This window comes from Haemophilus sp. HMSC71H05, assembly GCF_001838635.1.
Classification (GTDB): Bacteria; Pseudomonadota; Gammaproteobacteria; order Enterobacterales; family Pasteurellaceae; genus Haemophilus_D; species Haemophilus_D parainfluenzae_R.
The window spans coordinates 423,306-436,103 of sequence record NZ_KV838026.1 but is presented as its reverse complement, the minus strand read 5'-3'; the positions used below and the strand labels follow the sequence as shown (position 1 = coordinate 436,103).

The 12,798-nt window shown below is 37.0% G+C and carries 14 protein-coding genes, 1 tRNA gene and 1 pseudogene; 12 read left to right on the top strand and 4 right to left on the bottom strand.

Going from position 1 to position 12,798, the window contains the following annotated elements:
• Positions 1–56: 56 nt before the first annotated feature.
• Positions 57–131: transfer RNA gene (locus HMPREF3279_RS03480), tRNA-Gln, on the top strand.
• A 137-nt stretch (positions 132–268) separates the two neighbouring features.
• Here the strand turns inward: HMPREF3279_RS03480 and prfC are convergent.
• Entirely contained in the window at positions 269–1,852 is a 1,584-nt protein-coding gene (gene prfC / locus HMPREF3279_RS03475; protein ID WP_070868084.1) for a peptide chain release factor 3, read from the bottom strand.
• Between the two features lie 487 nt (positions 1,853–2,339).
• On the opposite strand from prfC, the gene HMPREF3279_RS03470 reads away from it, so the two are divergent.
• The 9 genes from HMPREF3279_RS03470 (at position 2,340) to argG (ending at position 10,070) form a co-directional block, all read left to right on the top strand.
• Complete coding sequence (locus HMPREF3279_RS03470; RefSeq protein ID WP_049366050.1) at positions 2,340–2,717, top strand: hypothetical protein; 378 nt, start codon at positions 2,340–2,342, stop codon at positions 2,715–2,717.
• A 91-nt stretch (positions 2,718–2,808) separates the two neighbouring features.
• Positions 2,809–3,105: a hypothetical protein gene (locus HMPREF3279_RS03465; RefSeq protein WP_049366048.1), complete on the top strand. Its 297-nt coding sequence runs from the start codon at positions 2,809–2,811 to the stop codon at positions 3,103–3,105.
• Positions 3,106–3,179: 74 nt separating this feature from the next.
• Positions 3,180–3,554 (top strand): hypothetical protein, encoded by a 375-nt coding sequence (locus tag HMPREF3279_RS03460; RefSeq protein WP_070868083.1) that lies wholly within the window; start codon positions 3,180–3,182, stop codon positions 3,552–3,554.
• A 200-nt stretch (positions 3,555–3,754) separates the two neighbouring features.
• Entirely contained in the window at positions 3,755–5,155 is a 1,401-nt protein-coding gene (locus HMPREF3279_RS03455; protein WP_070868082.1) for a DUF4384 domain-containing protein, read from the top strand.
• Between the two features lie 22 nt (positions 5,156–5,177).
• Positions 5,178–6,218 carry a tetratricopeptide repeat protein gene (locus HMPREF3279_RS03450; RefSeq protein WP_070868081.1) on the top strand — a complete coding sequence of 347 codons (1,041 nt, stop codon included), beginning with the start codon at positions 5,178–5,180 and terminating at the stop codon, positions 6,216–6,218.
• 32 nt (positions 6,219–6,250) lie between these two features.
• The gene (locus HMPREF3279_RS03445; protein ID WP_070868080.1) at positions 6,251–6,784 is read left to right on the top strand and encodes a pentapeptide repeat-containing protein; all 534 of its coding nucleotides are present in this window, start codon (positions 6,251–6,253) and stop codon (positions 6,782–6,784) included.
• A 136-nt stretch (positions 6,785–6,920) separates the two neighbouring features.
• Complete coding sequence (locus tag HMPREF3279_RS03440; protein ID WP_070868079.1) at positions 6,921–7,781, top strand: phosphoribosylaminoimidazolesuccinocarboxamide synthase; 861 nt, start codon at positions 6,921–6,923, stop codon at positions 7,779–7,781.
• A 72-nt stretch (positions 7,782–7,853) separates the two neighbouring features.
• Complete coding sequence (locus HMPREF3279_RS03435) at positions 7,854–8,684, top strand: Rossmann-fold NAD(P)-binding domain-containing protein (protein WP_070868078.1); 831 nt, start codon at positions 7,854–7,856, stop codon at positions 8,682–8,684.
• A 51-nt stretch (positions 8,685–8,735) separates the two neighbouring features.
• Positions 8,736–10,070, top strand: a complete 1,335-nt coding sequence (gene argG, locus HMPREF3279_RS03430) for an argininosuccinate synthase (RefSeq protein ID WP_065243486.1) — start codon at positions 8,736–8,738, stop codon at positions 10,068–10,070.
• 106 nt (positions 10,071–10,176) lie between these two features.
• On the opposite strand, the gene fur is transcribed toward argG, so the two are convergent.
• From fur to HMPREF3279_RS03415, 3 genes are all read right to left on the bottom strand, one after another.
• Positions 10,177–10,611, bottom strand: a complete 435-nt coding sequence (gene fur / locus HMPREF3279_RS03425) for a ferric iron uptake transcriptional regulator (protein ID WP_049366031.1) — start codon at positions 10,609–10,611, stop codon at positions 10,177–10,179.
• Between the two features lie 33 nt (positions 10,612–10,644).
• Entirely contained in the window at positions 10,645–11,169 is a 525-nt protein-coding gene (gene fldA / locus HMPREF3279_RS03420) for a flavodoxin FldA (protein WP_049362803.1), read from the bottom strand.
• A gap of 127 nt (positions 11,170–11,296) precedes the next feature.
• Positions 11,297–12,082, bottom strand: coding sequence for an alpha/beta fold hydrolase (locus HMPREF3279_RS03415; protein ID WP_070868077.1), 786 nt, complete (start codon positions 12,080–12,082; stop codon positions 11,297–11,299).
• 70 nt (positions 12,083–12,152) lie between these two features.
• Between HMPREF3279_RS03415 and HMPREF3279_RS10245 the strand changes: the two are divergent.
• Positions 12,153–12,209, top strand: a pseudogene (locus HMPREF3279_RS10245) (hypothetical protein); the annotation flags it as partial.
• Between the two features lie 3 nt (positions 12,210–12,212).
• Entirely contained in the window at positions 12,213–12,794 is a 582-nt protein-coding gene (gene seqA, locus HMPREF3279_RS03410; protein WP_373897130.1) for a replication initiation negative regulator SeqA, read from the top strand.
• The last annotated feature ends 4 nt before the right edge of the window (positions 12,795–12,798 follow it).

Sequence of the window (12,798 nt, the reverse complement as noted above, 5' to 3'; positions counted from 1 at the left end):
CCCCAGCCATACTATCTAAGTAAAATCTTCTTTATTTCCAATCAAAGAATTCCAGTTGGGGTATCGCCAAGCGGTAAGGCACCGGGTTTTGATCTCGGCATCCCTAGGTTCGAATCCTAGTACCCCAGCCATCTTATTTTCTCTATTTCTTTTATATAAAAAATGCGATTAAATTTAACCGCATCTTTAGTTATTTCATTTTTTATTTATTACGAAAAAAGTGCGGTACCAAATTCACTATAAATTTTGACCGCACTTCGTATCATAATTAATGTTCCCTTGTTTTAAAGAAAGTCACATCAGGATAACGTTCTTGTGCAAGATTTAAGTTAACCATAGTTGGTGCGATATAAGTGAGATTATCTCCACCATCTAATGCTAGATTTTGCTCATTTTTGCGTTTGAACTCTTCAAATTTTTTGTTATCCGCACATTCCACCCAACGAGCTGTTGCGACATTGACAGTTTCGTAAATGGCTTCAACGTTATATTCTGATTTCAAACGCGAAACAACCACGTCAAACTGTAATACACCGACCGCGCCAACAATCAAATCATTATTGCTTAATGGACGGAATACTTGCACAGCACCTTCTTCAGAAAGTTGTACTAAGCCTTTCAATAATTGTTTTTGTTTAAGAGGATCTTTTAAACGAATACGACGGAATAATTCAGGCGCAAAGTTTGGAATACCGGTAAATTTCAGCTCTTCACCTTGTGTAAAGGTATCGCCAATTTGAATTGTACCGTGATTGTGTAAGCCGATAATATCACCAGCATAAGCTTCATCGGCATGAGTACGATCCCCCGCCATAAAGGTGAGCGCATCGGAAATAACCACATCTTTACCAATACGCACGTGTTTAAGTTTCATCCCTTTTTCGTATTTACCAGAAACTACGCGTAGGAAAGCCACACGGTCGCGGTGTTTGGGATCCATGTTAGCTTGGATTTTAAACACGAAACCGCTGAATTTTTCTTCTTCAGCTGAGACTTTACGCGTGTCAGCCTGATGAGCTTGTGGTGCAGGTGCCCATTCAGTTAAACCATCTAAGAAATGATCAACACCGAAGTTACCTAATGCAGTACCGAAAAAGACAGGTGTTAATTCACCACTTAGGAATAAATCCAAATCAAATTCATTACTTGCACCTTTTACAAGCTCTAATTCATCACGCAATTGCTGGGCTAAGTCATCACCTACGGCACCATCTAATTCCGGACTATTCAAGCCTTTCACAATACGTACTTCTTGAATGGTCGAGCCTTGTCCACTTTGATAAAGATAGGTTTCATCTTTATATAAATGATAAACCCCTTTAAACAATTTACCGCAACCAATTGGCCAAGTAATCGGCGCACAATGGATTTTTAATACGCTTTCCACTTCGTCTAACAATTCCATTGGGTCGCGAATATCACGGTCAAGTTTATTCATAAAAGTGATAATTGGTGTATCGCGCAAACGAGTCACTTCCATTAATTTAATGGTACGTTCCTCAACCCCTTTTGCCGAGTCGATAACCATCAAGCAGCTATCCACGGCTGTTAAAGTGCGGTAGGTATCTTCCGAGAAATCCTCATGTCCAGGCGTATCTAATAAATTCACTAAGCATTCATTGTAAGGGAATTGCATCACAGAAGTGGTAATGGAAATACCACGTTGTTTTTCCATTTCCATCCAGTCAGATTTTGCATGCTGTGCAGAGCCTTTACCTTTTACTGAGCCTGCTTTTTGAATGGCATTGCCGTATAACAATACTTTTTCGGTGATGGTGGTTTTACCCGCGTCAGGGTGGGAAATAATCGCAAATGTGCGACGTTTATTAACTTCTTCTAATGGATAACTCATTGTCTTGTTTCTTCTGTTTTAAATAATGCTGTATTGTCGCTGATTTTCAGATTGAGCTCAAATTAAATTAGGAAAATAGCGATTCTGTCATGAGTTAGTTTAAAAATAGCAACTAAAATTGATTATTTTTTAACCTTTGCAAGCGTTTGCGTTGGTTATGTTATAAACATTATGATTGTTTAATTCTATCCTTAATATTTAAATTAATTTATAAAACCTTTTAAACTATATGGGTAATTATTAAATATTAAGTATGCCTATTTGTGAGTATGTCATTTAACTAAATGTTTTATTTAAATAAAAAAATAGATTTTTTACTTTTAGTTAAAAATTCATGACAAGTGTTGTTAATTATAGTTCAAAAATAACTGGTCCGATGATCTGAGCTGATTTTGCCGTGATAAATTAATTTTGGCTGGAATATACCGATTTCAGTTTTCAATCATTGATTGAATAATATTTTCTCATGAGGAATCTTGAGGTAAAAATGAAAAAACAAACTTTTTGTTTTAAACGATTATTGCTTATTGCATTTGGTATTTGCTCATCATCAACATTCGTTTATGGAAGCACACAAAATGTAACTGTTAGTGGATCGGTAGATAACTCTTCTTCTGGCAGTGGTAAAGCAATGATTAATGTTGGTTCCGCTGTAGGTAAAAGCGTTGGCAATAATACCCAAAGTGTTGTTGTGAATGGCTCCTTAGTAAATAAGGCATCTGGTAGCGGTAAAGCCAGCATTAATATTGGATCATCAGTAAATGATGGCGGAAGCCACAATCAATCAGTTAGTGTTGGTTCAATTGTCAATTCTTCTTCAGGTGGTAAATCTGAAGTGAATATCGGTTCTGTTGTTAAAGATTAGTCATTTTTAGCGCAGAATTCATGATTATATTAAATAATCATTAATTTTAATAAGCATAGTAATGCTCAATTTCTTTTAAAGAGGAAAAACAATGAAAAACTTAGTTAAAATTAGTGCAGCAGCAATCTTTGCAGCAAGTTTAGCTTTATCTACTAATGCTGCAGTTAAAATTGGTGGTAACAATGTACAAACCACTAATATTCAAGGTGCAGTAGCTAATACAGCAGTTGGTGGTAGTAAAGCAATTCAAAACATTTCATCTAACCACGGTAAAGTAACTATCGGTGGTAACAACGTACAAACTACCAATATCCAAGGTGCAGTAGCGAACACTGCTGTTGGTGGTAGTAAAGCTGTACAAAACTTAAGTTCTAATAGCAGCGAATAGTCATAAATAAATTGGTTATTGGTTATCCAATAACCAATTTTTTATATATTTTAAAATTCTGTTGGGGACAAGTCATGAAAGTTTTTAATATGTTGATGCTATTTGGGGCTTCATGTTTTTTATCTCTTAATGCTTTTGCTGGAAATGGTGAACTCGTACCAAGAAAAGGTTTAGGCCCGTTAGATAAAGCGAAAGTACATGAAGTTCAGGCTCAAAAATGGTCAAGAATAGGCATGGGTATAGAGATGGAAAATGAGGCTGAGGATAGTGTTTCTCAGTATAGTAATACTTCAGGTGGCAGCGCTTTTGGAGGACGTTCTAAAAATTGTTCTACAAATATTGGAAATGTTGCTGCTCAAAAAGGCGCTAGTTCTGGTCGATATGGTCCTAAAAATAAGAATAATAATGTTGTCGTTGTTAAAGGCGATGTAATTAATGTCTGTAAATAATTAATAATAACTTAAGGTATCTTATGAAATTTTCTAGAACTCTTATTTCTTATGTTTTGATTTCTAATCTAGTTGGGTGTTCTTTATCTGCTACAAATCTAAAAGAAGATAGACCATATATTGGCTCAACAACGACTCATAACCTCCCTGCAGTAGAACCAGTTAGATCAATATCAAGTTTTAGTGATAGTTTAAACTGTATGGACGATTTATTACGTCAAAGTAATGTGAGTGAAACAGTTATTGCCGTGAAAACAATTAAAGATCCATCAACGAAAGCTGGTGTGGCAGCAAGTGAAATGATCATGACAGCATTGTCACAAATGTCGAAAACCAGTGGGGCATTTAAAGTCGCTGATTTTGAAATCGATCCTTTAAAACAAGATACCGTTCAGACGTTAACAAATCTTTTATTACCAACGGGAAGTATGCAAATTCCGGCACCTCAACTTTATATTTCTGGGGCAGTATCTTATGTGGATCAAAATGTATTACGTAAGTCTAATAACTTAGGACTTTCTTATGCAGAAGATGGTGAAGTTGGTATTTCAGGTGATTTGATGACAACCGCATTGGGTTTAGAGTTGCATATGGGGGATTTCTTAACCCGTACGCTTTATCCAGGTATTGATTCATCTAATGAAATTGTGGCCGCAGGTAAAGGTCTAGGGTTAGATGCAGGCGCTAAAATTAAGAAAACTGGTGTTCAGTTTTCTTTAGAGCGAGCTCTTTCTCAAGGATTAGGTGGTTCAATGCGAACTCTTGTTGATTTAGGTACGATAGAGTTAGTAGGTAAGTTAACTAAAGTTCCTTACTGGCAATGTTTATCACTTGACCAAGCTCATCCTGAATTCCAACGTGAATTATTAGATTGGTATGGTGGAATGGGAGATAGTAGTAAAGTGAAATTCTTCCAAACCGGCTTGAAAAACTTAGGCTATTACAGTGGTAAAGTAGATGGTAAGAGTTCAAAAGAATTCCGTGAGGCACTATCTGCATTCCAAAAAGATAATAAAGCAACCCCTTCCGGTTTCATTAATTTTGAAAGCTATGAACGCTTAATGAAAAATTATGTAAAAACAGATGCAAATGGTAACTTTAAAAAAGTAGGACTAGAACCATCAGATGATAAAGAAGATCAGCCTCGTGGTGGATATCCAGTCCTAAATTCTGATAAAGATGCACCAATTAATGTTGGGATTAATTTAAATAAATCATCATATCGTCGTGGTGATACATTAGAGTTAGATGTTAATGTCGATAGAGATTCAACTTATTTAGCGTGTTTCTACCAAGACGCATCGAAAAGTATTACTCAGGTTTATCCAAATCCTGTTCAAGGAGAGAGTATAACTTCTAAGAATAATTCGCTAAAAATTCCGGGTTCTGATGCATTTACTTTAAGTTTAAATGAAAAAGGTAAAGAGAGTGTGATGTGTATGGCCTCATATTATAGTGTGGCCGATAAGCTTCAAACTCACTTCGGTGATGCATTTAATCCGCTTAAAGTGAAGGATATGAATGCCTTATCTGAGCAATTAAAAACAATCTTTGGCGATGATTTAAAAGGTATCAAAACAGTTAGTTATCAAGTGAAGTAAACAAATAATCCTGGAGGTCGATATGTCAAAAAAATATTCAACATCTAAATTATTTGTTTATGCCTTACTGGCAGGAATTCCGGTTTCTTACGCTCAAATTGTCATTAATAAACCAATTGAGCCGAAGAGTCCAGCAGTTCAGCAAGAGCAAAATACGGGATTTTCTCTAGCATTTGCTTATGAAAGTTACCGTAATAAGGATTATCAAAATGCTTATGATGAGTTCGAACATTTTGTCTTGCAAAATAATCCAAAGGCGTTAATGGCAAATGCCTATTTGCTATTTAGTGGTAATTTACCGAGAGATTTTGCAAGAGCTAATCAATATTTAGCGCAAGTTGCTTCGCTAAAATATGCCCGAGCAATATATTTGCAAGGTCTATTAGAAAAATACCAAAAAGGTTTAAGCCAATTTAATGCAAAGGCTGAACGATTAGTTAATGATGCTGCGGTGATGGGAGATTATGTCGCAGCTAATGCCTTGGCTAACTTCCATTTTCAAAAAGGGAATTATGCATTAGCACAGCGCTGGAATGAAAAAGCGATTAGTTTAGGAAGCGCTGCTGCAAGACAAAATCAGCGCATTATCTCAAATCGTCAATCTGAGCCAGCCATTCAAACAGTGCCGAAGACTGTTTCTTCACCAGCAAATACTGGTGTGATTGGGGAATTAAGAGAACGCTCTCAAGCTGGTGATGCTGGAGCGAGCTACGACTTGGCGGTTCGCTTCCATAAAGGTGTGGGAGTAGCAGTGAATTTTGGCGAAGCAATTCGGTTATATCAATTAGCTGCAGAGCAGGGCAGTAGCGAAGCACAAAAAGTATTGCCGATCTTGTTATCAAGAAGAACAACGGGTGGCAATATTAATAGTATGTGGATGCAACGAATGTCAAATATGCTTCCAAGTCCTGTAGTAGTTCAACAGGATGCACATCATACACATACAGTTAAAACTGAAAATAATATTGCTGGCTTTGATACAGAAAAAGCCACAAAAGCTATAGCAACCTTGCAGGAAGATGATCCATTAGAAGGGTTATTAACTTTGGAACCAAGTCGTTAATTTATTTAAAGTAAACATGAAGGAAGGTAAACATGAAACACGTTTATTCAAAATTAGCTATCACATTATTTGGTTTTGCAGCATTATCAAGCTATGCGCAAACTGATAATAATCAATCAGTGACAGTCAATGGTAGAATTGTTAATAGCGCAACTGATGGTGGTGAATCAGTACAAACTATCTCGGGTAAAAAAAGTGCGGTCGTAAATGGTACCGTTATTACTCACAACGGTGAAACAACATATATCTCTAGTGGCAGTTCATCTTCAGATAAAGTTAATGCCGCTTTAGGTGGACAAGATTTCTCAGGTCAAGATTTAGCAGGGCAATCATTTACCAATTCAGATCTTGCTAATGCAAACTTCAGCAATGCAAATTTACAAGGGGCAGATTTCACAAATACAAATTTAAGTGGGGCTAACTTTCATAAAGCTAACTTAAAAGGCGCTAATTTGACCAATTCGAACTTAGCAGGTGCAGATCTTACTGGTGCCAATTTAAAAGGTGCAATTAAAACAAATATCAATACTCGAGGAGCAAAAACTAAGGGAACAATTTGGCGATAAGTGATATATAAAAAACAGGCTTTAGAGCCTGTTTTTTTATTCGCTTTTATTTTTACAAAAAAAAAGCAAACGTTTGCGCTAAAAGTGCGGTACAATATCCACCGATTTTTTATTCTTATAATTAAAGGTGCAAGCAATGACACAACTTAGTCTAAAAAAAATCTATTCGGGAAAAGTGCGTGATCTTTATGAGATCGATGATAAACGGATGTTAATGGTAGCCAGTGACCGTTTGTCCGCATTTGATGTGATTTTAGATGATCCTATCCCACGTAAAGGTGAAATCCTGACTCAAATTTCCAATTTCTGGTTCAATAAGTTAGCCCATATTATGCCGAATCATTTTACGGGTGATTCAATTTATGATGTGTTACCAAAAGAGGAAGCTGATTTAGTAAAAGATCGCGCAGTGGTTTGCAAACGTTTGAATCCAATTAAAATTGAGTCTATCGTGCGTGGTTATTTAACAGGTAGCGGGCTAAAAGATTATAAGCAAACAGGGACCATTTGTGGCTTGAAATTACCGGAAGGATTAGTTGAGGCAAGTAAATTACCTGAACCGATTTTTACGCCATCAAGTAAAGAAGAATTGGGTAATCACGATATCAATATCAGCTATGAACAATGTGAAAAAGCTATTGGCGCAGAGTTAGCGGCACAAGTGAGAGAAAAAGCGATTGCACTTTATACTGAGGCAGCAAAATATGCGCTGACTAAAGGTATTATTATTTGTGATACCAAATTTGAATTTGGTTTAGATGAAAAGGGCACGCTCACTTTGATGGATGAGGTATTAACACCGGATTCTAGCCGTTTTTGGTCAGTTGATACTTATAAAGAAGGCACAAATCCACCGTCATTTGATAAGCAATTTGTACGAGATTGGTTAGAACAAAGTGGTTGGAATAAACAACCACCAGCACCGAAAGTACCAAAAGAAGTGATTGAAAAAACAGTGGCTAAATATCAAGAGGCTTTGGATTTATTAACAAAATAACATTAACAAACTCCCTGCTATGCTTTAGAATAGCAGGGATTTTTATGGATAAAATATTGTGAATAAAAGAGTATGAAATCTGTTGCGATAGTTGGTTTAGGTTGGTTAGGCTTACCGCTGGCGCTGCACTTAAAAGAACTTGGTTGGTGTGTAAAAGGCTCAAAACAATCCCCTGATGATTCTCAGAAATTGCATCAGCTAGGTATTGAAACTTATCCTTTTTCGCTTTCTGATGAAATGAAACGTTTACCAGACCATATTCGCCCTCTTTTTAATGTAGATGCTCTCATTATCACCCTACCACCTAGCAGTTTTTCTTCTCAACAGTATTGTGAATATCTTGCTTTTTTAACTAATCAAACCAAGACACAAGGTGTACAGCATTTGATTTTTACCAGTTCAACTTCTGTTTTTCCCAATATTTCGGGGCGATTTGATGAAAGTTCTCAACTTTCAACTGAAACAGAAATGGGTAAAACACTGATACAAGCAGAACAGTGCTTGTTCCAATCAGGAATATCGCATTGCGATATTCTTCGACTAGCCGGATTAATTGGTAAACAACGCCATCCTATTAAATTCTTAGCAGGAAAACGCAATTTAAAACAGGGCAATTCGCCTGTTAATTTGGTGCATCTAGAGGATTGCATTCAAGCTATTACAGCCTTACTCATGAATCCAAATGGATTGCGAACTTACCATCTTTGCGCGCCAATTCATCCTACTCGAGCAGAATATTACACAAAAGCAGCAGTATTTTATGATTTATCCATACCACAATTTGAATGTAGTGATTCGGATCCGAAACGAATCATTATGGCAGATAAAATTTGTCGAGATTTAGGCTTCGCTTATCGTTATCCAAATCCCGATGATATGTTAGAAAAGCGCAGTGATTTTTGACCGCACTTTTTAAAGACTCACTCACCATAACCACAATGAAGGAAATAAAATATGTCAAATACGATTCTGCAACATTTACCTAAAGGTCAAAAAGTTGGTATCGCTTTTTCAGGCGGGCTAGATACCAGTGCGGCATTACTTTGGATGCGTCAAAAAGGTGCAGTACCTTATGCTTATACAGCAAACTTAGGTCAACCAGATGAAGATGATTACAATGCAATTCCCAAAAAAGCAATGGAATATGGTGCGGAAAATGCGCGTTTAGTGGATTGTCGTGCGCAGTTAGCCCATGAAGGGATTGCGGCTATTCAATGTGGTGCATTCCATATTTCTACTGGTGGAGCAACCTATTTCAATACCACACCACTTGGTCGAGCGGTAACAGGTACGATGCTTGTTGCAGCAATGAAAGAAGATGATGTGAATATCTGGGGTGATGGTTCAACTTTCAAAGGTAACGATATTGAGCGTTTTTACCGTTATGGCTTATTAACCAACCCAAATTTAAAAATTTACAAACCATGGCTAGATCAACAATTCATCGATGAGTTGGGCGGTCGTTTTGAAATGTCACAATTCTTAATCGCAAATGGTTTTGACTACAAAATGTCGGTAGAAAAAGCGTATTCAACTGACTCTAATATGTTAGGTGCGACACACGAAGCGAAAGACTTAGAAGAATTAAGCACTGGTATTAAAATTGTGAAACCAATTATGGGCGTGGCATTTTGGGATGAAAATGTTCAAGTAAAACCAGAAGTGGTGACTGTTCGTTTTGAAGAGGGTGTGCCGGTTGCATTAAACGGTAAAACATTTGATAACGTGGTGGAGCTTTTCTTAGAAGCAAATCGCATTGGTGGTCGTCATGGTTTAGGCATGTCAGACCAAATTGAAAACCGTATTATTGAAGCAAAATCACGTGGTATTTATGAAGCACCTGGAATGGCATTATTCCACATTGCTTATGAGCGTTTAGTGACCGGTATTCACAATGAAGATACTATTGAACAATATCGTATCAACGGTTTACGTTTAGGTCGTTTGTTATACCAAGGTCGTTGGTTTGATCCACAAGCGTTAATGTTACGTGAAACCGCACAACGTTGGGTCGCTCGTGCGGTGACTGGTGAAGTGACATTAGAACTTCGTCGTGGTAATGACTACTCAATCTTAAATACTGAATCACCAAACTTAACTTATGCAGCAGAACGTTTAAGTATGGAAAAAGTGGAAAATGCACCATTTGATCCAATCGATCGTATTGGTCAATTAACCATGCGTAATTTAGACGTAGCAGATACGCGCGGAAAATTAAGTATCTATTCTCAAGTAGGTCTCTTAACTGCAGGGAAAGATTCAGTTTTACCGCAATTAGGTAAAAAATAATTTTCTCCTTTAAATATAAGAAGTGCGGTCGATTTTGACCGCACTTTTAGTAGAAATAATAAAAAACCTTAGGTTTTAGCCTAAGGTTTTTGTTTTTTAGCAAGAATTATTTTTTCTCTTCACATTTGTTGATATCACTACATTTGCCGTAGAGATATAAACTGTGTGCTTTTAATTTGATGCCATGTTGTTCACTGATTTCTTTTTGACGTTGTTCAATAATGTTATCAGTAAACTCAAATACTTTGCCACAATCTTCACAGATAATGTGATCGTGGTGTTCTGTTGGCGCAAGCTCAAAAACAGATTTGTTGCCTTCAAAATTATGGCGAATCAAAATATGCGCTTCATCAAATTGGTTAAGCACGCGATATACAGTTGCAAGGCCAATATCACTGCCTTGCTCTAACAAGATTTTATATACTTCTTCAGCTGAGAAATGTTCATGTTTATGCTCTTGCATTAATGCAAGGATAGTGAGCCGAGGTTCAGTAATTTTTAATCCAGCTTTTTTGAGTAATTTGATGTTTTCTTCAGACATAATGTTCCCTTAAATTTGCTAAATTAGAGATGGTTAAGCTAATTCTGCTAAACACATTTCATCGTAGATTTGTTTTGTCCATTTCTCTACGCGTTCTGCAGTAAGTTCAGGTTGACGATCTTCATCAATACATAAACCGATAAAGTTTCCATCATCTAATAATGCCTTTGATGATTCAAAGGTATAACCATCCGTTGGCCAGTTCCCTACAATAATCGCACCGCGTGGTTCAACGATATCTCGTACTGTACCGATCGCATCACAGAAATAATCTGCGTAGTCTTCCTGATCGCCACAGCCAAAGATACCGACTAATTTGTCAGTAAAATCAATTTCTTCTAGAGTTGGGAAAAAATCATCCCAGTCAGCTTGTGCTTCACCGTAATACCAAGTTGGAATACCGAAAAGTAAAAAATCATAACCTTCGATATCTTCTTTAGAGCTTTTTGCAATGTCACGAATATCAACGAGTTCGTTGCCTAATTGCTTTTGAATCATTTTTGCAATGTTTTCTGTATTACCTGTGTCACTACCGTAAAATAAACCGACAACTGCCATTGTTCTTTCCTTTTGAAATAAAATTAGGTGAGTAGAAAAAAAGATGAGGGATCAAAGCCCCACAATTTGTGCGAACTATAACATAAATGAATTCTCATTTGAATAGAATAATTCTCATTTAAAACGATTAATTCTTATTTAGAAACCTATCAATAGCACGTATCACAAAATCAGGTTTTTCGGCATGAACCCAGTGCCCACAACCATTGATGGTGAAGGAGGTCGCATTCGGGAATTGTTTTAGAATGGTTTCGGTATATTCAGGTTTAATATAAGATGAAAGCCCACCTTTGATGAAGAGTGTAGGCGTATTAGCGAAGACCTCTTGCCAATCCATTAGCTCCGAATAATGTTCAAAAAGTGCGGTCAAATTGAAACGAAAATATTCACTTGAAGTAGGCTCAAAAGATTTCAACATAAATTGCACCACACTCGGATCGGCAATTTCAGTTTCTAAAATAGGCTTAGCTTGTTGACGAGTTTGTGGCTGCGCTTTTTTCACGGCAAACAAACCACGGAACACATCATCATGTCCAGCACTGCTATTTGCGACTGGGGCAATATCAATGACGATCAATTTTTCCACACGTTGTGGTTGAAGAGCGGTCATTTTCATGGCCGTTTTTCCACCCATTGAATGACCAATTAAGATAACCTTATCTAATTGAAGGTGATCGATAAGTTGCCATACATCATCAGCTATGACATAGTAATTCATTGTTTCTGAATGAAAACTATGTCCATGATTACGTAAATCTACGCGTAAAATATTATAGTTATCGCTAAATGCACGCGCGATGACGCCAAGATTATTCATATCCCCAAACAAGCCATGAATGAAAACTAAAGTAGGCGAATTAATTGATTGTTTTGCTTGGTGAAATTGATGGTTTAATAATTGGGAAGATGACATATATTTTGCGTGAGAATTTGGTTAGAAATCGTTATAATGGACGAAAATTTTAGCAAACGGAGAGAAAAAAATGAAGATAATTGAAGTCGATGAAGAATTATATCAATACATTGCGGCACAAACTCAATCTATTGGAGAAAGTGCGTCTGATATTCTTCGCCGTTTGTTGAATTTACCCACTCACGCAACAAGCTCGGTTGATTTCTTTGAATCAGTCACGTCAGCTGAAACGCCAAAAAGTGCGGTGCATTCTGAGCCTGTTTTAACGGAAAAAACAACCGAAGCATCACAACCAAAAGTTGAGCCTGTCGAACCACCAAAAGCAGTGAAAAAACAATCAGATGAAGCAATCAATCACATTGTTGATAAAGTGCGTGCACTCTTGAATTCTGCTGAATTTAAAGAAGAGCCAAAAGCAGTTGTGCGTTTTTTAAGTATATTACGTACGCTTTATCGTACCAATCCAGAAAGCTTTGCACAGGCAACCGAAAGCTTGCAAGGCCGTACTCGTGTGTATTTTGCTCGTGATGAAGGAACGTTGCTTGTAGCGGGTAATCACACTAAACCAAAACAAATTCCTGACACACCATATTGGGTGATTACCAATACCAATAGTAATCGTAAGATGCTCATGCTAGAAGGGGCGATGCAATCTATGCATTTGCCGGAATATTTAATTGACGAAGTTCGCCCTTATTTCGTTAGTAACTAATTCG

Excerpts from the sequence above, each read along its gene's own strand:
- prfC (WP_070868084.1), bottom strand. The coding sequence starts at position 1,852 with ATGAGTTATCCATTAGAAGAAGTTAATAAACGTCGCACATTTGCGATT.
- HMPREF3279_RS03470 (WP_049366050.1), top strand. The coding sequence starts at position 2,340 with ATGAAAAAACAAACTTTTTGTTTTAAACGATTATTGCTTATTGCATTT.
- HMPREF3279_RS03465 (WP_049366048.1), top strand. The coding sequence starts at position 2,809 with ATGAAAAACTTAGTTAAAATTAGTGCAGCAGCAATCTTTGCAGCAAGT.
- HMPREF3279_RS03460 (WP_070868083.1), top strand. The coding sequence starts at position 3,180 with ATGAAAGTTTTTAATATGTTGATGCTATTTGGGGCTTCATGTTTTTTA.
- HMPREF3279_RS03455 (WP_070868082.1), top strand. The coding sequence starts at position 3,755 with ATGGACGATTTATTACGTCAAAGTAATGTGAGTGAAACAGTTATTGCC.
- HMPREF3279_RS03450 (WP_070868081.1), top strand. The coding sequence starts at position 5,178 with ATGTCAAAAAAATATTCAACATCTAAATTATTTGTTTATGCCTTACTG.
- HMPREF3279_RS03445 (WP_070868080.1), top strand. The coding sequence starts at position 6,251 with ATGAAACACGTTTATTCAAAATTAGCTATCACATTATTTGGTTTTGCA.
- HMPREF3279_RS03440 (WP_070868079.1), top strand. The coding sequence starts at position 6,921 with ATGACACAACTTAGTCTAAAAAAAATCTATTCGGGAAAAGTGCGTGAT.
- HMPREF3279_RS03435 (WP_070868078.1), top strand. The coding sequence starts at position 7,854 with ATGAAATCTGTTGCGATAGTTGGTTTAGGTTGGTTAGGCTTACCGCTG.
- argG (WP_065243486.1), top strand. The coding sequence starts at position 8,736 with ATGTCAAATACGATTCTGCAACATTTACCTAAAGGTCAAAAAGTTGGT.
- fur (WP_049366031.1), bottom strand. The coding sequence starts at position 10,611 with ATGTCTGAAGAAAACATCAAATTACTCAAAAAAGCTGGATTAAAAATT.
- fldA (WP_049362803.1), bottom strand. The coding sequence starts at position 11,169 with ATGGCAGTTGTCGGTTTATTTTACGGTAGTGACACAGGTAATACAGAA.
- HMPREF3279_RS03415 (WP_070868077.1), bottom strand. The coding sequence starts at position 12,082 with ATGTCATCTTCCCAATTATTAAACCATCAATTTCACCAAGCAAAACAA.